This window comes from Methylobacterium sp. J-059, from assembly GCF_022829485.1.
Taxonomy (GTDB): domain Bacteria; phylum Pseudomonadota; class Alphaproteobacteria; order Rhizobiales; family Beijerinckiaceae; genus Methylobacterium.
This window is the reverse complement of record NZ_JAKSYA010000117.1, coordinates 47,582-66,178: the sequence shown is the minus strand read 5'-3', so window position 1 is coordinate 66,178 and position 18,597 is coordinate 47,582. Positions and strand designations below refer to the sequence as shown.

The 18,597-nt window shown below is 71.5% G+C and carries 13 protein-coding genes; 1 reads left to right on the top strand and 12 read right to left on the bottom strand.

Annotated features, from left to right (window positions below; all coding sequences use genetic code 11):
- Positions 1-23: 23 nt before the first annotated feature.
- Entirely contained in the window at positions 24-2,804 is a 2,781-nt protein-coding gene (locus tag MKK55_RS16170) for a PAS domain-containing protein (protein WP_409566075.1), read from the bottom strand.
- 154 nt (positions 2,805-2,958) lie between these two features.
- Positions 2,959-4,392, bottom strand: coding sequence for an FAD-linked oxidase C-terminal domain-containing protein (locus MKK55_RS16165; RefSeq protein WP_147841226.1), 1,434 nt, complete (start codon positions 4,390-4,392; stop codon positions 2,959-2,961).
- Positions 4,393-4,698: 306 nt separating this feature from the next.
- Between MKK55_RS16165 and MKK55_RS16160 the strand changes: the two genes are divergently transcribed.
- Positions 4,699-5,061 carry a c-type cytochrome gene (locus tag MKK55_RS16160; RefSeq protein WP_147725000.1) on the top strand — a complete coding sequence of 121 codons (363 nt, stop codon included), beginning with the start codon at positions 4,699-4,701 and terminating at the stop codon, positions 5,059-5,061.
- A gap of 114 nt (positions 5,062-5,175) precedes the next feature.
- On the opposite strand, the gene MKK55_RS16155 is transcribed toward MKK55_RS16160, so the two are convergent.
- The 10 genes from MKK55_RS16155 to MKK55_RS16110 form a co-directional block, all read right to left on the bottom strand.
- Positions 5,176-5,679, bottom strand: a complete 504-nt coding sequence (locus MKK55_RS16155) for a MarR family winged helix-turn-helix transcriptional regulator (RefSeq protein WP_243936323.1) — start codon at positions 5,677-5,679, stop codon at positions 5,176-5,178.
- Between the two features lie 159 nt (positions 5,680-5,838).
- Positions 5,839-6,981, bottom strand: coding sequence for a dimethylmenaquinone methyltransferase (locus MKK55_RS16150; RefSeq protein ID WP_243936321.1), 1,143 nt, complete (start codon positions 6,979-6,981; stop codon positions 5,839-5,841).
- A 76-nt stretch (positions 6,982-7,057) separates the two neighbouring features.
- A complete protein-coding gene (locus MKK55_RS16145; protein WP_279593165.1) occupies positions 7,058-8,215 on the bottom strand; it encodes an ABC transporter permease in 1,158 nt (385 codons plus the stop codon).
- Complete coding sequence (locus MKK55_RS16140; RefSeq protein ID WP_147724992.1) at positions 8,215-9,231, bottom strand: ABC transporter permease; 1,017 nt, start codon at positions 9,229-9,231, stop codon at positions 8,215-8,217. The genes MKK55_RS16145 and MKK55_RS16140 overlap by 1 nt, the downstream gene beginning before the upstream one ends.
- The gene (locus MKK55_RS16135; protein ID WP_243936319.1) at positions 9,228-11,084 is read right to left on the bottom strand and encodes an ABC transporter substrate-binding protein; all 1,857 of its coding nucleotides are present in this window, start codon (positions 11,082-11,084) and stop codon (positions 9,228-9,230) included. Before MKK55_RS16135 ends, MKK55_RS16140 begins: the two co-directional genes overlap by 4 nt.
- A gap of 137 nt (positions 11,085-11,221) precedes the next feature.
- Complete coding sequence (locus tag MKK55_RS16130; RefSeq protein WP_243936317.1) at positions 11,222-12,136, bottom strand: hypothetical protein; 915 nt, start codon at positions 12,134-12,136, stop codon at positions 11,222-11,224.
- Complete coding sequence (locus tag MKK55_RS16125; RefSeq protein ID WP_243936315.1) at positions 12,133-13,974, bottom strand: ABC transporter ATP-binding protein; 1,842 nt, start codon at positions 13,972-13,974, stop codon at positions 12,133-12,135. The genes MKK55_RS16130 and MKK55_RS16125 overlap by 4 nt, the downstream gene beginning before the upstream one ends.
- Positions 13,971-15,920, bottom strand: a complete 1,950-nt coding sequence (locus MKK55_RS16120; protein ID WP_243936313.1) for a glycosyltransferase — start codon at positions 15,918-15,920, stop codon at positions 13,971-13,973. Before MKK55_RS16120 ends, MKK55_RS16125 begins: the two co-directional genes overlap by 4 nt.
- Positions 15,908-17,218: a glycosyltransferase gene (locus MKK55_RS16115; RefSeq protein WP_243936311.1), complete on the bottom strand. Its 1,311-nt coding sequence runs from the start codon at positions 17,216-17,218 to the stop codon at positions 15,908-15,910. Before MKK55_RS16115 ends, MKK55_RS16120 begins: the two co-directional genes overlap by 13 nt.
- A complete protein-coding gene (locus MKK55_RS16110; protein WP_243936309.1) occupies positions 17,215-18,417 on the bottom strand; it encodes a glycosyltransferase family protein in 1,203 nt (400 codons plus the stop codon). Before MKK55_RS16110 ends, MKK55_RS16115 begins: the two co-directional genes overlap by 4 nt.
- Positions 18,418-18,597 lie beyond the last annotated feature (180 nt).

The window sequence follows — 18,597 nt, the reverse complement described above, 5'->3', positions numbered from 1 at the left end:
CGAGCCCGGGACGCGGCGTCGCCCTATCCCTCGATGATCTCGCGGATGCGGCTGGCCAGCACCTCGACCGGGAACGGCTTGGTGATCATCTGCATGCCCGGGTCGAGGCCGCCGTTGCCGAAGATCGCGTTCTCGGCATAGCCGGTGATGAAGAGGATCTTCAGCCCGGGCCGCACCAGCCGGGCGCGGTCGGCGAGCTGGCGCCCGTTGAGGCCGGGCAGGCCGACGTCGCTGACCATCAGGTCGATCCGCGTGCGCGATTCCGCGATGCGCAGGCCGGCCGGCCCGTCGGCGGCCTCGAGGGCGTGGTAGCCGAGCTCGCCCAGCACCTCGACGATGAGGTCGCGCACCACCGGGTCGTCCTCGACGACGAGCACCGTCTCGCCGCGCTCGGCGCGCAGGGCCGTGGCGATCCCGGGACCGGTGCCCTCGGCCGCCGCCTCGCCGCGGTAGCGCGGCAGGTAGATCTTGATCGTCGTGCCCGATCCCAGCTCCGAGTAGATCTTGGCGTGCCCCTCCGATTGCTTGGCGAAGCCGTAGATCATCGACAGGCCGAGGCCGGTGCCCTGGCCCAGCGGCTTCGTGGTGAAGAACGGGTCGAAGGCCTTGGCGGCCACGTCCGCGCTCATGCCGGTGCCGGTGTCGGTCACGCAGACGCAGATGTACTGGCCCGGTTCCACCTCCGGATGCAGCCGCGCGTAGGCCCGATCGAGGTGGGTGTTGCAGGTCTCGATCACGAGGCGGCCGCCGTCCGGCATCGCGTCGCGGGCGTTGATCGCGAGGTTGAGCAGCGCGTTCTCGAGCTGGTGCGGGTCGCAGAGCGTGAGCCACAGGCCGCCGGCGGTGACGATCTCCAGGTTGACCTGCTCCGTCAGCGTCCGGCGCAGCATGTCCTCCATGCCGGCGATCAGGCCGTTGGCGTCGGTGGGCTTCGGCTCCAGCGGCTGGCGGCGGGCGAAGGCCAGCAGGCGGTGGGTCAACGCGGCGGCGCGGTTGGCCGAGGACAAAGCCGCGGTGGCGTACTTCTCGATCTGCTCGGTCCGGCCCTGCTTGATCCGGGTCTGCATCAGGTCGAGCGAGCCGACGATGCCGGTGAGCAGGTTGTTGAAGTCGTGGGCGATGCCGCCGGTGAGCTGTCCGACCGCCTCCATCTTCTGCGCCTGGCGCAGCAGCTCCTCGACCGCACGCTGCTCGGTGATGTCGCGGCCGACGATGTAGAACAGGTCGCCTTCCGGCACCGCGTTCCAGGAGATGGTGAGGCGTTCGCCGTCCTTCCGGATGACGTGGTCGACGAAGCCGTCGACGGTCTCGCCGCGGGCGAGCTGCGCGACGACCTCGGCGGTCTCGGCATGGTCGGCGGTGTCGATGATCGTCGCGAACGGCTCGCCGAGGAGTTCCTCGCGGCTCCAGCCGAGCACCCGCGTCCAGGCCGGGTTGACCGCCTTGAGGTAGCCGTCGAGCCCGGCCGTGCCCATCAGGTCGGTCGTGGTCTCCCAGAGCCGGTTGCGCTCGCGGGTGCGCGATTCGACCTCCCGCGTCAGCGCGGCCTCGATCCGCGTCCGGTCGGTGATGTCCTGCACGAAGGCGTAGAAGCCATCGACGGCGCCGTCGCCATCCCACCGCGGGATGTAGCGGATGTCCGCGACGCGCTCGCGCCCGTCGGGATGCGGCCACTCCATCTCGAAGCGGACATCCTCCCCGCCGAGCGCCGCGGCGAAGGCCGGCTCACGCCGCGCGAAGCCGTCCTCGTCCACGAGGTCGCGGACGGTACGGCCGATCACTTCGGAAAGCGGGCGCGAGAACCACGTCTCGTAGGCGGCGTTCGCGAAGCGGTAGGTCAGCGTTGGATCGATGAAGGCGATCAGGCTCGGGAGCGCATCGGCCACCAGGCGAAGCTCGCGCGCAGCCGCGCGGACCGCGTCCTCGGCGTCGCGACGCTCGGTGATGTCGAAGGTCACGCCTGGGAACTGAACGGGGCGGCCGTCCGCATCGAGCACGCACTGCCCTTGCGCCGCGACCCAGCGCACGCCGTCCGGCTGGACGAGCCGGTACTCGGCGGCGAAGTCGCCGCCCGTCCGCATCGCCGCCGCGATCCGCTCCTGCACGGCGGGCAGGTCGTCGGGATGGATGCCGCCGAAGAACTCGGCGATCGGCGCGCCGGCGGCGGCCCGGTCGGGATCGACACCGTAGAGGCGGGCGAAGCGGGCATCCGCGGTGACGCGGTCGGCCGCGACGTCCCAGTCCCAGGTGCCGATGCCGTCGCCGGCCGAGAGCGCGAGGTCGAGCCGGCTGCGGCTGTCCTCGCGGTCCTTTTCCGCCAGGATCTGCGCCGTGGTCTCCCGCGTGATGCAGATCATGCCTGCGACCGCGCCGTCGTCGTCGTGGACCGGCGAGTACGAGAAGGTCCACCAGGTCCGCTCGGGCTGCCCGCGGCGGTACATCGTCAGCGGCAGGTCGCGCACCGACACGCCTTCGCCCGCGAGCGCCCGGGCGCAGAGCGGCCCGATCTCCGGCCACAGGTCCGCCCACAGCTCCGGAAACCGCACGCCGAGCGCACGGGAGACGCGATCGCCCAGCACCTCGCGATAGGCGTCGTTGAAGAAGCTGACGAGGTCCGGCCCCCAGGCCAGGAACATCGGCACCGGGCAGGCGAGCATCGTCGCGAGCGTGGTGCGGAGCGCCACCGGCCATTCCGCCAGCGGGCCGAGCACCGAGCCGGACCAATCCTTCATCAGGATCTCGCGGCCGGTCTCGCCGCCCTCGGCGAGGAAGCGGAACTTCGGGTCCTCGATGCCGATCGTCACCGGGTCGGTCTCGGCACGGTCCGGTCGCGATCCGGACGTCGGCCGAGGCGGCGTTCCTGGCGGGCGGTGGCTGTCGAAACGTCGGTCCGGAACATCGCAGGAGGGATGTCGGCAAGTCCGATGGGTGTCAACGCGGGTCCGGCGGGTCCTGCTCTCAGGCGGCGACCCGCCCTTCGAGCGGGAAGACCTTCGCCGGGTTCATCAGCCAGTGCGGGTCGAAGACGTTGCGCACCCGCATCTGCTGCTCCAGGTCGGCCTGCGTGTACTGGAAGCGCATCAGCTCGCGTTTCTCGATGCCGACGCCGTGCTCGCCGGTAAGGCATCCGCCGACCTCGACGCAGAGCTTGAGGATCTCGTCGCCCGCGGTCTCGGCCTTCTGCAGCTCGCCGGGCTTGTTGATGTCGAACAGGATCAGCGGGTGCAGGTTGCCGTCGCCGGCATGGAACACGTTGGCGACGCGAAGCCCCTGCGCTTTGCAGATCGCGCCGATGCGCTCCAGCACCACGGACAGCTGCCCGGTCGGGATCGTGCCGTCCATGCAGATGTAGTCGGAGATGCGCCCCGTGGCGCCGAAGGCCGACTTGCGGCCCTTCCAGATCGCGGCGGATTCGGCCTCCGACTTCGAGACCCGGATGCTCGTCGGGCGGAAATCCTGCGCGATCGCCGCGATGCGGGCGAGCATCGCCTCGCACTCGGTGTCCGAGCCCTCGACCTCGATGATCAGCATCGCCTCGGCGTCGCGCGGGTAGCCGGCCTGCGCGAAATCCTCGGTGATCAGGATCGCCTCGCGGTCCATGTACTCGATCGCAACCGGGATGATGCCGGCGGCGATGATCGCCGCGGTGCAGGCGCCGGCATCCTCGACCGACGAGAAGCCGACGAGCGCCGGGCGCGCGCCCTCGGCCGCGCGCAGGATCCGGACGGTCGCCTCGGTGACGATGCCGAGCTGCCCCTCCGAGCCGCAGATCAGCCCGAGCAGGTCGTAGCCGCCGGCATCGAGATGGTCGCCGCCGATCTCGACCACGGTGCCGTCGTTCATCACCAGCGTCACGCCCATCAGGTTGTTGGTGGTGACGCCGTACTTGAGGCAGTGCGCCCCGCCGGAATTCATCGCGATGTTGCCGGCGATGGTGCAGGCGAGCTGGCTCGACGGGTCGGGCGCGTAGAAGAAGCCCTCGTGGCCGACCGCGCCCGAGATCGCCAGGTTGGTGATCCCGCTCTGGACGCGGGCGATGCGGTTCTCGAAATCGAGGGCGAGCACCTGGGTCATCTTCCCCACGCCGAGGATGATCGCATCCTCCTGCGCGATGGCGCCGCCGGCCAGCGACGTGCCGGCGCCGCGCGGCACCACGCGGACGCCGTGGGCGTGGCAATAGGCCATCACCGCGGAGACCTCGGCGGTGGTGGAGGGCAGGACCACCGCCAGCGGCATCTTGCGGTAGGCGGTGAGCCCGTCGGTCTCGAAGGCGCGGCGCTCGTCCTCCGTGGTCACCAGGGCCTCGGGGCCGACCAGCGGCCGCAGGCCGGCGACGATCGCGTCGCGGCGGGCGACGACGCCGGCATCGGGCTCGGGGAAGCGGATGGACATGGCGAAACCTCCGAATTTCGTCGATCCGATCGTCACCGTCTCAGGCCCTTCAGCCGCCGCTCAGGAGCGTGGGCCTAGACGGGTTCCGCGGCGGTGCGGGGACCGTTTGGAGATCAGTCTATCGCACTCCCGGCGGGTCCGCACCGTCGGGCGAAGGGGCGGCTCGAAGGCGACTGAGAGGCTACTGCAACGTTTGGTCGCACCGGCACATCGGCGTGAACGGCGTTTGCACCTTCGACCTGTTCCAATCGACCAAGCTCTGCCATAAGCCTGACGGCCATAGCCGTCATAATGGAGGAAATCCCGATGCGTCATGTCATCCTCGGCGCCGCCCTTGCCCTGCTCTTGCCGATCGCCGCCCAGGCGGAAGGCGATGCGGCCGCCGGCGAGAAGGCGTTCGCACCCTGCAAGTCCTGCCACAACTTCGAGAAGAACGGCGTCGGCCCGAACCTCAAGGGTATCGTCGGCGAGAAGGCCGGCGAGGGCCGCGACGGCTACGCCTTCTCCGCGGCGCTGAAGAACTCGGGCATCACCTGGGACGAGGCGAACCTCAAGGAGTGGCTGGTCGACCCGAAGAAGAAGGTCCCCGGCACCAAGATGGTCTTCCCGGGCATCAAGGACGAGAAGAAGGTCGAGGACATCATCGCCTACCTCAAGTCCAAGACCTGAGCGATCGACGACCCGGCCATTCAGGTCAGGCCGAAGGCCGTTCCCGCTCGCGCGGGGACGGCCTTTTTTCGTGACGGTCGGCGGATTCCGCAGTGGTCGACGTTGCCGGCCCGATCAGGCGTCGGTGCCGTCGTGCAGGCCGGTGCGGAGGGTGACGAGATGGTCGAGCAGGGCGCGGCGCCCCTCGACGTCGAGGCCGGTCATGCCGCCGGCCTGATCGGGAATGCAGGCCAGCGGCTTGCGCAGGGCCCGGCCGGAATCGGTCAGGAAGATGCTGACCTGACGCTCGTCCGCACGGTCGCGGGCGCGCCGGACCCGGCCCGACGACTCGAGCCGCTTCAGCAACGGCGTGAGCGTCCCGGAATCGAGGAACAGCCGCGTCCCGATCTCCTTCACCGACAACCCTTCCTCCTCCCACAGGACGAGAAGCACGAGGTATTGCGGGTAGGTGAGGTCGTGCTGGCCCAGCAGCGTGCGATAGGCGCGGCCGAAGGCATGCGCCGCGGCGTAGACGGCGAAGCAAAGCTGGTTGTCGAGGCGCTGCGAGTCCGCGGACGCCTCCGGGACGATTGCGGGCTTCCTCGGCGCTCGCCGCTGCGAGCCTTGCCGAACGGACATGGGCTTTTCGACTCCGGTTGACGACGCTGGTCAAATCCCAGCACGAATTCGGTCAGGCGTAGGCACAGATCTGACGCAGTATCTCGGTCGGGCAATATCTTAGCCAGCACGGAGCGATTGCACAATCTATGCGATCATCCTGCGGCTTTTCGAGACGGACTACCTTTTCCAATCCTTCAGCGCGGCGAAGGGGCTGCCCGAGCGATCCGGCGGCGGCGGATTGAGAATCGGCTCGACCTGGGCGATCGCGTCGGCGAGCGAGAAGGCCGAGCCGGCGGGCAGCTTGCCGCCGGCGGCGTCCTTGTGGCCGCCGCCGCGGAACTTGCGCGCGGCATCCAGGGCGGTCTCGTCGTTCGAGCGGAACGACAGGGAGCCCGTGCGCTGGACGTTGCACACCCGCTTGGCGCCGCCGCGATCCATGATCAGGTCCGAGACGCGCTGGAAGGTGCCCGAATCGAGGCCGAACGAGAGCAGGGTCCCGTCCGAGAGGGGGCGGAACAGCACGTCCGAGCGCGCGAGCACGCGGGCGATCCGCATCCGCGTGGTCAGGTTGCGGTCGTCGTCGGCCTCCCCATCGAGGAGCCGATCGAGGACCTGCCGGCGCAGCGCGGCGACCCGGGTCTCGATCTCGGCGGGCGCCAGGCCTTCGTCGATCAGCCCCGAGACCGCGCGGAGCAGCGTCACGACGAAGCGGTCGTGCCAGGGGTGGCCGACCGGCACGAGGTTGCCGACGTTGTCCCAGAACACCTCGTCGAGCATCAGCCCGCCGGCGAAGGTCGGGCGCTCCTTCTTCCACAGGTCGAGGGCGTCCACGGCCTCGACCAGGGCGGTGAGATCCTCGCCGTCGCGCGTCGCGTAGAGGCTGCGGTTGGCGTGCGCCATCCGCGTGGCGCAGCAGGTCTCGTCGATCAGGACGACGACGTCCGGGTCGTCCAGCTCGAAGCGCTTCGGCGAGGCCGCCTCGTCCACCGGCTCGACCCCGTGCTGGCGCAGCTGGTCGATCGAGGAGGCGTGATGGTCGAGGACGATCAGGCGGTGGCGGGCATCCTCGCCCCGCTTGCGGTTCATCTCGACGAAGCTCTTGAGGAACTTCACCGCCACCGGCTCGAGCCCGAGATCGGTCATGATCAGCGTCTCGGAGGCTTCCGCCTTCGACAGGCGCTTCAGCTCCTCCTCGACCACCGGGCCGACATCGGAGTAGCGCGGCACGTGGACGATCCGCGCGACGTCGACGTGGTTGCCGACGATCGCCACGGCGCCGTAGCCGTCGAGGTCGTGATGGGTGATCTGGGTGACGGTCACGGGGCGGTCCTCGGGAGCGATCTCGCCGCCTTATGCGGCACGGCGCGGCCCGGGGCGAGCCCTGCCGAGGCGTGCCTCAATGATACGGGTCGGCGGCGTCCCGAAGCCCGTCGCCCAGGAAGTTGAACGCCAGCACCGTCACCAGCACGGGCACCACCGGCAGCAGCAGCCAGGGGTAGAGCTGCACCGCCGAGAGGTTCTGGGCGTCGTTGAGCAGCACGCCCCAGCTCGTCACCGGTGGCCGAAGGCCGAGGCCGAGGAACGACAAGGCGGTCTCGCCCAGGATCATCGTCGGGATCGAGAGCGTCGCCGAGGCGATCAGGTGGCTCATGAAGTTCGGGATCAGGTGCCGGCCGATGACGCGGGCGGGCGAGGCGCCCATCAGCTCCGCCGCCTGCACGAAATCCTCCTCGCGCAGCGCCAGCAGCTTGCCGCGCACGGCGCGCGCGAGGCCCGGCCAATCGAGCAGCCCGAGGATGATGGTGATGCCGAAGAACACCCAGAGCGGGCTCCAGCTCGGCGGCAGCGCCGCCGACAGGGCGAGCCAGAGCGGGAGCTCGGGCAGCGAGCGCACCACCTCGATCAGCCGCTGCACCGCCGCGTCGACGAAGCCGCCGAAGTAGCCGGCGATGCCGCCGAGCAGGAGCCCGAGCGCGAACGAGATCGCAACGCCGACGAGGCCGATCACCAGCGAGACCCGCGCGCCGTAGATCATGCGCGAGAGCAGGTCGCGGCCGAGCCGGTCGGTGCCCAGCAGATAGAGCGTCCCGCCCTCGGACGGGCAGACGAGGTGAAGGTCGCCCCGGCCGAGCCCGAGATGGGTGTAGGCGTCGCCGCGGCAGAAGAAGCGCAGCGGCTGCGGCGTGGCGGTGTCGGTGACGTAGCCGCGGCGGAAGGTCTCCATGTCGAGCTCGGCCCGGTAGAGATAGACGAACGGCCCGACGAACCGCCCCTCGTGGAACAGGTGCACCGCTTGCGGCGGCGCGAACAGGTAGTCGCCGTTGCGCCTCGCCTGCTCGTAGGGGGCCAGGAACTCAACGAAGGGCACGGCGGCGTAGAGTGCCAGGAGCACGAGCGCCGAGGCGACGGCGATGCGGTGGCCGAGGAACTTCCGGAAGATCAGCCGCCAAGCCGAGGCGTAGGCCGTGCCGGAATCACGTCCGCCGCCGGCCTCCGGATCGAACGGCGCCGGGTCGACGAAGTGAGGTGCCACGGGTGCCGTCTCGGGCACCATCAGCGTGCCCCCATGCGGATGCGCGGATCGAGCCAGACCAGGACGAGGTCCGAGATCAGCATGCCGACGAGCGTCAGCAGCGCGACGAACATCAGGATGAAGCCGGCCATGAACTGGTCCTGGCTCTTCAGCGCGTCGAGCAGCAGCGGGCCGACGGTCGGCAGGCTCAGCACCAGCGAGACGAGCACCGATCCGGAGACGAGGTGCGGCAGCAGGTTGCCGATGTCGGCGACGAACGGGTTCAGCGACATCCGGAACGGATACTTGAGCAGCGCCCGCAGCGGCGGCAGGCCCTTGGCCCGCGCGGTCACGGTGTAGGGCTTCGCGAGCTCGTCGAGCAGGTTCGCCCGCATCCGCCGGATCATCGCCGCCGTGCCGCCGAGCCCGATCACGAGCGTCGGCACGGCGAGGTGGGCCAGCAGCGACTGGACCTTCGGCCAGTCCCAGGGCTTGCCGGTGAAGGATGCGTCGTAGAGGCCGCCGATCGACAGGCCGAACCAGATGTTGGCGTAGAACAGCAGGATCAGCGCCAGCAGGAACCCGGGCACGGCGAGGCCGACATAGCCGAGCACGGTGACGACCGCATCGCCCGCGGTATGGCGATGCGTCGCCGAGTAGATCGCGATCGGGATCGCGACCAAATGGACGAAGACCAGGGCCGCGAGGTTGACCACCAGCGTCAGCCAGAGCGCATCGCCCACCACCTCGGAAACGGGGCGATCGTACTCGAACGACCAGCCCCAATCGCCCTGCAGCAGCCCGGAGAAGCCCGCCGGGCCGGGCATCAGCCCGATCCAGATCAGGTACTGCTCGTAGACCGGCCGGTCGAGGCCGTATTGTCGGATCAGCAGCTCGGCCTTGGCGACCGAGGCCGCCTCGCCCATGGAGCGCAGCTCCATGATCCGGTTCGTCAGGAAGTCGCCCGGCGGCAGCTTGATGATCGCGAAGACGAGGGCGGAGATCACCAGCAGCGTCACCGCCATGGTGAGGACGCGGCGCAGCACGGCGATCGTCATAGCTGGGCCTGACGTTCGGCCGGGCGGTCCCAGAACATCTCGTCGAGGCGCTGGACGCCGATCATCGCCGTCGGCTCGAAGGCGTACAGCGCCTTGGCCGGCAGGTTGGCGAGATGGCTTGCCGCGACCACCGGCTGCAGCGCGCCCCCGACCGTGCCGATGACCCAGGTGTTCTTGGCGTGGTTCATCAGCATCTCGCGCCAGATCGCCGCCTGCCTGCCCGCGTCGTCGGTGTCGCGCCACTGGCGGTCGAGGTCGATCAGGCGGTGGACGGCCTCGACGTCGCACGCCTCGCCGCTCGCCCCGTGCGTCTCGACGTGAAGGCTCCAGCGCGGCCAGGAATAATGGTCGCTCTGCGCCGGGCTCAGCTCGGTCGGCGGCATGATCGCCGTCGGCACCGCGAGGTCGAGCCCCTGCGCCGCCACCATCACCGTCATCCCGGCCACCGAGCGACGGCGCAGGTTCGTGCGCTCCTGCGGCTTGACCACGAGTTTGATCCCGACCTCGCGCCAGAACTCGCCGATCAGCAGCAGCCCGTCGAGCACCATGGAGACCTCGCCGTCGCTCTCGACGACGAGCTCGAGCAGCCGGCCGTCCGGCATCAGGCGGATGCCGGAGGGGTCGCGCTGGTCGAGGCCGGCGGCGTCGAGCAGTCTTTCGGCCGCCGCCGGATCGTAGCCTGCATGCAGCGTGCGCATCTCGGGCGCGTAGAGCGGGCTCTCGGGGATCAGCGTGTCGTTGCCCTCGGTGCCGAGGCCGAACAGCAGGGTGTTGTTGAGGGTGCGGCGATCGATGGCGAGCGACAGCGCGTGGCGCCAGCGCACGTCGCGGTTGAGGGCGCGCCAGCCGGGATCGAGGGTCGTCAGGTTCGGGTAGAGCGCGATCTCGGAGCCGCGCGCGAGCGGCCACAGGTTGGTGCGGTAGCCGTGGGCGCGCTCGCCCTCCTTGAGGCTCGGGATGTCGGCCATCGTCAGGCCGCGGAACATCAGGTCGGCCTCGCCGGCATTGGTCTTGGCGACGAGCAGCCCGCTCGAGGCGACGTCCATGACGATGCGGTCGAGATAGGGGAGCTGCGTGCCGGCCGTGTCGACGCGGTGGTAGTAGGGGTTGCGCTCGAACACGAAGCGCGTCGCCGGCGCGCGGGTGCGGGGCCGCCACCCCTGCAGGGTCGGGGCGTCGGGATTGTTCAGCTCGTAGTTGTCGTCCATCCGGTTGTGCAGCGCCGCCCAGCCGCGGAGCTTCTGCGCCTTGGCCGCCGCCTCGGCCTTCTCGCGCCCGACGTATCGCGGATGGACCGGCTTCAGGTAATGCGCCGGGCGGTAGATCAGCGGGTCGCGCGGCGCGGCGAGGGCTGGCAGGAAGCGCGGGTTCGGCCGATCCCAGGTGAAGCGCACGGTGACCGGATCGACGATCTCGACGGTCGGCGGCTTGCCGTCGACCAGCAGGAAATCGGGCGGGCCGCCGGGGCTCAGATCCCTGTCGTTGGCGACGTCTTCCCAGTAGTAGCGGAAGTCCTCCGTGGTGAAGGGCTCGCCGTCGGACCAGCGATGGCCCTTGCGCAGGGTGAAGGTGAAGCGCCCGCCCTCGACCGCGACGGCCGCCAGCACGTCGGGCTTCAACACGAGGTCCGCATCGTAGCCGACGAGGCGGGTGTAGCCGTAGACCGAGAGGTAGCGCACGTCCCGCGCCTTGGCGATCAGGGTGCGGATCGTCCCGCCGCTGGTGCCGAGCTTGCGCGCGGCGGCGGCGGGATCGACGACGAGCGGGGTTTCGGGCGCCCCTGTCCGAGGGGTATCCGCGCGGGCGAAACGTGGAGCGGCGAAAACCGTCGAGGCAGTCGCGACGCCGATCAACAATGCACGGCGCGAAATCCCGGCATCCGATGTGCGCGCCGCCTCGGCGCGCGTCTCCCTCCCCCCCTTGCGGGAAAGGGTACCTTGCGCAGCAGGGGGGGAGGGGGAGCCCGCGCTTTCGTCGTTCCGAAGCCCGATCAAGCGGCTATTCCTCGCTTCGGCGGATGCAGCGCCACGTAGGTCAGCCGGGCCGGCGAGTAGCCGGTGGCGCGGTGCAGGTCGTCGAAAGCGTGCGCGCGGGCGATGCCGGCTGCGGCCTCGCGGGCGAGCGGGTCGTCGGCCGGCTGCTCGAAGCTGCGGCCGTTGCGCTGCCAGCGGATCGGCTCGGCCCTGTCGCGCCGAGCCTCGTCGCGCCCAGCCTCGTCACGCAAGGTCTCGATCATCGCGATGGTGGGATGCGCCGGGCCGCCATGGGCATGGATGCGATGGCCGGCGGCGTCGTCGTCGAACAGAAGGCGGGTGAGGCCCAGGCGCCTCGCCTCGATCACCCGCCGCCCCTGCGAGACGTGGTCGTCGAAGAACGCGACCGTCGTCGCCGCATCGAGCTGCGACCAGTCGGCCGTCGACCAGTCGGCGGTGCTGTAATGCGCTCTCGGGTCGCGATAATGCAGGTTCGACAGGTCCGGATCGTGGCAATGGATCGTCGCGTCCGGACAGGCCTGCCGGATCACCCAGGTGGTGAGCCCGCGGAAGACCCCGGACTCGATGACCGTGGCCGGCGCCAGCGCGCGCATCGCCACGTAGAGCTGGAGCGCGCCGTTGAATCCGCTGCCGCCGCGGCGCTGGCGCACCGGCGCCGTCGGGATCAGCGTCCAGAACCGCCGCACCGCCGCGGGCACGTCGAGGCCGGTCGCGATGCCCGACGCGGCGAGGTCGCGCTGCAGGCTGTCGGCCGCGGAGCCGAGCAACTGGTCGACCTCGCGCGGCGAGGTCGGGCGGTGCGACCAGTCGGGGGCGGCGGGCACGAGGTCGTAGCCGAGCCTGTCGAAGAACGGCGCGAGCACGCGGCGGCGGAGCCGTTCCAGCGTGCGGGAGGGGCGGGGCGTGCTCATGCGGCCCGCCGCGCATCGGCCGCGCCGTGGCGGACGTGGTAGCCCGGCTCGATCTCGACCATATGGCCGGCCTCGTCGGGCGCCAGCCGGTAGGGCTCCGGCCAGCGGCCCGGGTCGGAATGGTCGCCGGTGACCGCCGAGAAATCGAGCGGGTGGTCGAGGCTCGGGTCGGGCACCGCGGCGAGCAGCGCGCGGGTATAGGGATGGACCGGGTTGCGGAACAGGGCGGCCTTCGGGGCCTGCCCCACGATTCGCCCCCGGCACATCACCGCGATGGTATCCGCCATGTAGTCGATCACCGCGAGGTTGTGAGAGACGATGAGGTAGGTCAGGCCGAGCGCGGCCTGCAAGTCCTTCAGCAGGTTCAGGATCTGGGCCTGCACCGAGACGTCGAGCGCCGAGACGGGCTCGTCGAGCACCAGCACCTTCGGATCGAGGGCGAGCGCCCGGGCGATGCCGATGCGCTGGCGCTGGCCGCCGGAGAAAGCGTGCGGATAGCGCCCGAGCGCGCCGGCTTCGAGGCCGACCATCGCCATCAGCGCCTCGGCCCGAGCCCGGCGCTCGCGCCCGCCGATCCCGTGGATCTCCATCGGCTCGGTGAGGATCTGGCGCACGGTCATCCGCGGATCGAGCGAGGCGTAGGGGTCCTGGAACACGAACTGCACGGCGCGGCGGTAGGCGAACAGGTCGGCGCCGGCGAGGGCGTGGACGTCGCGCGGGCCGGTGCCGTCGTCGAACAGCACGCGGCCGGCATCGGGGGCGAGCGCGCGCATCACCATCTTCGAAACGGTGGTCTTGCCCGATCCGGATTCGCCAACGAGGCCGAGCGTCCTGCCGGGCACGAGGTCGAGCGACACGTCGGAGACCGCCCGCACGACCCGCAGCGGCCCGCCGAACCGCCCCGAGCGCAGGGTGAAGACCTTCGAGACCCCTTCGATGCGCAGGATCGGCCCGTCGATCGCCGCCGGCCTGCGTGCCGGCGGGATCACCGCCCTGGCCGGGCGGATCGGCGTCAAGCGCTCGCCCGGCGCCATGTCGAAGCGCGGCACGGCGTCGAGCAGCGCCTTGAGGTAGGGGTGGCCGGGGTCGCGCATGACCGCGCCGCGCGGGCCGGACTCGACGAGGCGGCCGCGATAGAGCACCGCCACGTCGTGGGCGACGTTGGCGACGACGCCGAGGTCGTGGGTGATCAGCAGGATCGCCATGCCGGTCTCGTCCTGCAGCCGGGTCAGCAGCGCGAGGATCTGGGCCTGGGTCGTCACGTCGAGGGCCGTCGTCGGCTCGTCGGCGACGAGCAGGGCGGGCTTGAGGATCAGCGCCATCGCGATCATCGCCCGCTGGCGCAGGCCGCCGGAGAGCTCGAACGGATAGGTGTGCAGCGCCCGCGCCGGATCGGGGAAGCCGACGCGGGCGAAGGCGTCCCTGGCCTGCGCGTCGGCCTCGGCCCGGGTGGCGTTGCCGTGGATGCGCAGCGCCTCGCCGACCTGGTCGCCGATGGTGTGCAGCGGCGACAGGCAGGTCATCGGCTCCTGGAAGATCATCGCGATGCCGGCGCCGCGGATCGCGCGCATCGCCGGGCCGTCGGGGGGCAGCGCGGCGATGTCGGTTGCCCCGCGGCCGGTGTCGAACAGGATGCGGCCGGCGCTGATCGTGGCCACCCGGGGCAGGATGCGCAGGATCGCCTGTGCGGTCACCGACTTGCCCGAGCCGGATTCGCCAACGAGCGCCAGGGTCCGCCCGCGCATCACGTCGAGCGACAGGCCGTGCAGGGCGCGGAACGGCGCACCGTGTCCGCCAAAATCGACCTGCAGGTTCTGGATGGACAGGAGCGGGCTCAAGCGATCCTCGCAGGCGCGTCGGCCGGGCAAGTCCACCACGCCGGCACCGCCCCGTCCACCGCCGGCGGCCGGAACAGATGCCGCGGGTCGCAGAGCGTTACCGCCGGATGCCGGAACAGGATCGCGAACAGGGCGCCGAGGAAGTCCCAGATCGCTTCGTCGTGGGCGAGGTGGTGGGTGAGCAGCCCGACCGGCCGATCGTTTCCCTCCGCGATGGTCCGGCACAGGGTGTCGATCAGCCGTGCGGGATCGACGAGCGAGCGCGTGCCGCGCCAGTCGATCGGGTCGATCGCGACGTCGGCCCGCATCAGGCCGGGCACCGCCGCTCCGGGCACCGACGACAGCCCGCGATAGCCCAGCGCCGGAAGGGCGGCGGCGATTTCGGGGGCGAGGCGGTTCCACGGCGGCACGAACACCGGCAGGAGCCGGTCCGCCGGAAGCCGCGCGCGGGCGAGGCGCAGGCCTTCCGCGGCGTCCGCGATCGCGAGCGGCAGGGGACGGTCGGCGCCGAACTCCGATGGTTTGCTGCCGGGTGCGGCGTGATCGGTGTGGGCCAGTCCGTGCACGGCGAGGCTGACGCGTGGCGCGTCGGCGAGACGCTCGCCGAGGGACGGCTCGATGCCTGCCGGGATCGCCGCGACGAGCAGCGGGGACGCGAAGGTGTCCGAGAGGTCGAGCAGGCGGTCCAGGGCGGGCGTCGCGGCGACGGCATCGTCGTCCCGCCACCAGATCGGCACGCGGCGGCCGCGCGCGCCGGACTCGTCGAGGACGGCGCGCAGGCGGTCGAGCGGGGTCTTCTCCGCACGGGCGCTCCGTTTCTTCGCGGCGAGGAGCGTTTCGACGATGGCGACCGTGCGCCGTGCGCCGTCGAGCGCCATGCCGTGATCTGCCGGGATCGGCGCTCCGGCTGCAGACGCGATGGCGTCGAGCAGCGTCGCCGCGGAAAGTGCGTCCTCGGGCACGATCCGGGCCAGGCCGCGGGCGGCGAGGTGCTGGGCACGCAGGCTCTGCTCGGTCTCGGCGCCTGCCGCGAACGGCACCAGCACGGCGGGCGTCCGGGTGGCGAGGAGATCCACCGCGGTGTTGTAGCCGCAGGCGCTCACCGACACCGCAGCCCGCGCCAGAAGCGCGCGATAATTCGGCTGCGCCCGCGTCAGGACGCCGTCGGCCAGCCTCGCGCGCATGGCATCGATCTCGGCCTGCGCGATGCCGTGGCCGGCAAGGATGCGCCAGCCGAGGTCCGGCCTCCGCCGCGCCGCGTCCGCGGCGGCGCGGCAGAGGCCGAGCCCGGCCGCGCTCGACCCGGCCGAGACCAGGACGCCCGCGCGGGCATCCGCATCCTCGATCGGCGCCGCGTCCTCGTCGACGTAGCCGGTGTATCGCAGCTTGGCGCGCAGATCCTCGTCCACCGGCCAGGAGGCGTCGAGGGCGACGAGATCGGGGTCGCCGTGCACCAGCACCGCGTCGTAGATCCCGGCCACGCGCGCATGCGCGATGCGGATCTTCCGCGGCTTCTCCGGCGCGACGAGCACGTCGCGGATCGAGGCGAGGATCAGCGGTCGCGGGCGCCGCTCGGATGCCGCTTCGACGAGGTCGAGGAATTCGGCTTCGAGCGCTCGGCGGCCGAACGGGAACAGCTCGGTGATCACCACGTCCGGAGCCGTCTCGGCCAGCGCCTGCCGAAGCAGCGCCCGGCGTGCCGCGAGCAGGTCGGCGCCGGCCGCGTGCCCGTCCGCGCCAAGAAGCCGCGCGAAGGCGGTGCCGACGATGTGCAGCGGCGGCAGTTGCACGAGGCGCAGGCCGTCGAGCCGCACCATCGGCGCAGGGCCGCCGCCCGAGACCAGGGTCACCGCATGGCCCGAGGCGGCGAAGGCGCGGCCGATCGCGGCGGCGCGGGTCAGGTGACCGGCGCCGAGGAGATGCGTGACCGCGATCAGCACCCGCATGCGCAGGCCTCCGCCGCTCGCTCGGGCGCCGATGCGGGACGCGGCGTCGCGATTCCCGCCGAGGCGGCGAGCCGCCCGCCGATCAGGTCGATGCCGGCATCGAGCGAGAAATCCCGCAGCAGGCGCGCGCGGGCGGCGTCCGCGAAGCGTCGGCGCCGAACCGGATCGCCGGCGAGCCGCAGGATCGCCGCGGACAACGCCGCGGGATCGCCCGGCGCGACCAGGCATCCCTCGACGCCGTCGGTGACGAATTCCGGCGTGCCCGCGAAGGCGGTCGCGAGGATCGGCAGCCCCTGCGAGGCGGCCTCCATCAGCACGTTGGGCAGGCCGTCGCGGTCGCCGGACGGCGCAGGCTTGGTCGGCAGCACGAAAAGGTCGGCCGCCCGCATCGCCGCGATCACCGCCGGTTGGGCCAGGGCGCCCCGGAAGGCGACGCGGCCGCCGAGCCCGCGCTCCGCGACGCGGGCTTTCAGGTCCTCCCGAAGCTCGCCGCCGCCGATCAGGTCGAGGCGCCAATGCAGGTCCGGCGGAAGGGCCGCGAGCGCGTCGATCAGGTCGTCGTGCCCCTTCTTGGCGACGAGCCGGCCGACGCTGAGGATCCGAATCGGATCCTGCGCATCCGTGCCGTCGCGCGGCGGCCGGAGGGGCGGCGCCGGAAAGCGGGCGAGATCGAGGCCGTGATAGGCCAGCGCGACGGAGCCGGCTTCCGCTGCCGCCCGACCCGCCGACACCGCCCGCAGGCGGCCGAGGCCGTCGCGGGTGCAGGTCACCCCCCAGGCCGCGTCGAAGAGCTTGTCGGACAGCTCGCGGTCCGGCGTCGTCCAGATGTCCTTGGCGTGCGCGGAAAAGCTCCAGCTTCGCTCCGTCAGGAGCGCGGCGTAGCGCGCGACGCTGGCCGGCGTGTGGAGGAAATGCGCGTGCAGGTGCCGGACCGCCTCGGGCAGCTCCCGCGCCAGCACCAGAGCCTGCCCGAGGCGGCGGATGCGCGAGGCGGTCGGGTCGTGCAGGAAATCCGTGGCGAATTGGAGCGCCAGCGCGACGAAGCGCCGGCGGCGGAGGCCCCAGGCCAGCCCGCGCAGCACCCGCAGGGGCGCCTCGTGCAGGTATTCGGGGAGGTAAGCCACCGGCGCCGCGATCGCGTCGTGCATCGGATGGCGGCTCGCGTCGGTCGGGCGGCGCAGCGACCAGATCGCCAGCGCGAGGCCGCGGCCCTCGAGCGCCAGGATCTCCTGCGCGATGAAGGTCTCCGACAATCGCGGATAGCCCTTCAGCACGATCGCGATGCGCGCCTCGCTCACGGCCTGTCACCGAGGGCGAGGATGGGTCCGCCAGCGTTCAGCACGCGGACGCGCTCGGCGATCCGGTCGAGGCCGCCGAGCAGGTCGGGGATCCGCGCGCGCGACGGAGGCGCCTGGTCCGGCAGGGCCCGGAGCGCCGCCGCCATGCGCATGGGGTCGCGCCCGTCCGCCTCCAGCACGGTGCGGGCGAGACCGAGGCCTTCGGCGGCCACCGCGCGGATCTCCTGCTCGCGCCGCGGCGTGGTGCGCGGCACCAGAACCGCTCGCTTGTCGAAGGACAGGATCTCGCAGAACGTGTTGTAGCCGCCCATCGCCACGACGCCCGACGCCTTCTCCATCAGGAGCTCGATCTCGCTGTCGAAGGTGATCGCGGAGAGCCGGCCCGGCAGCCGCGCGATCCGGCCCAGGAACGCCGCCCGGCTCTTCGAGGCGAGGAAGGGTCCGAAGGCGATCAGCGCGGGAAGCGGGATCGCGGGATCGGCCTCGTAGGCCGAGATCACCCAGTCGATCAGCCCGTCGCCGTCGCCACCGCCGCCGGGGGTGACCAGGATGAACGGCTCGGCTGCGACGTCGGGCTCGGCCCGGTCCGGTCGGGGGCGCGGCGCGGCGCGGTGGAGATAGCCGGTATAGGTCGTCCGATCCGAGAATTCCGCACCCACGGGAAGCGCCGCTAGCGGCCGGTGGATGCGCGCGAGGCCGTAGATCCAGATCTCGTCGTAGAACCGGCGGACCGCCTCCGAAGCGCCCTTGCGCTCCCATTCCGGCACGAGGCGGTCGGGGTCGTCGAGGACGTCGCGCAGGCCCAGCACCACGCGGCAGCCGCGGGCGCGCAGGTGCTCCAGGGTCGGAAGCATCTCGCCGTGGAAGCCTGTCGGCTCCTTATCGACGATCACCAGGTTCGGCCGGAAGTCGCGGGCGGTGCGCAGGACGATGTCGGCGCGCCGGGCGACCGTCTCCTGCAGCGACGCCTGCGGGTCGAGCCCGGCATAGCTGCCGTCGGCGCGCTTGGTCACGCCGGGCACGCGCACGGAGGAGACGCCGCGGGCGAAGGCGAAGCGGGCGACCACCGTCGAGCCGGAGACGATCATCGCCTCGACTTCGCCGGTGCCGGCCAGCGCGTTCGCGATGGTGCGCGAGCGGCGCAGGTGCCCGAGCCCGAACGTGTCGTGGCTGTAGATCAGGACGCGGCTCGGGCGCATCACGGTCTCATCCTCGAACGCCCCCTCGCGCCGCCGCCATCCGCGCCCCGGCACGCGCAGCGCATGCAGGCGCAGCGTCGCAGCCGGTCTGCGGTCGCACAAGCCGGGCCGCCGTGACAATGCCTCGCGTGGGACGACACCGCATTCCGGAGTGACGGAGGCCCGAGGCTGTGAGTCCGC

What these genes read in the sequence shown, in the direction of transcription:
- MKK55_RS16155 (WP_243936323.1), bottom strand. Translation starts at nt 5,679, where the DNA reads ATGTCCGTTCGGCAAGGCTCGCAGCGGCGAGCGCCGAGGAAGCCCGCA.
- MKK55_RS16110 (WP_243936309.1), bottom strand. Translation starts at nt 18,417, where the DNA reads ATGCGCCCGAGCCGCGTCCTGATCTACAGCCACGACACGTTCGGGCTC.
- MKK55_RS16130 (WP_243936317.1), bottom strand. Translation starts at nt 12,136, where the DNA reads ATGAGCACGCCCCGCCCCTCCCGCACGCTGGAACGGCTCCGCCGCCGC.
- MKK55_RS16120 (WP_243936313.1), bottom strand. Translation starts at nt 15,920, where the DNA reads ATGCGGGTGCTGATCGCGGTCACGCATCTCCTCGGCGCCGGTCACCTG.
- MKK55_RS16165 (WP_147841226.1), bottom strand. Translation starts at nt 4,392, where the DNA reads ATGTCCATCCGCTTCCCCGAGCCCGATGCCGGCGTCGTCGCCCGCCGC.
- MKK55_RS16145 (WP_279593165.1), bottom strand. Translation starts at nt 8,215, where the DNA reads ATGGTGCCCGAGACGGCACCCGTGGCACCTCACTTCGTCGACCCGGCG.
- MKK55_RS16140 (WP_147724992.1), bottom strand. Translation starts at nt 9,231, where the DNA reads ATGACGATCGCCGTGCTGCGCCGCGTCCTCACCATGGCGGTGACGCTG.
- MKK55_RS16160 (WP_147725000.1), top strand. Translation starts at nt 4,699, where the DNA reads ATGCGTCATGTCATCCTCGGCGCCGCCCTTGCCCTGCTCTTGCCGATC.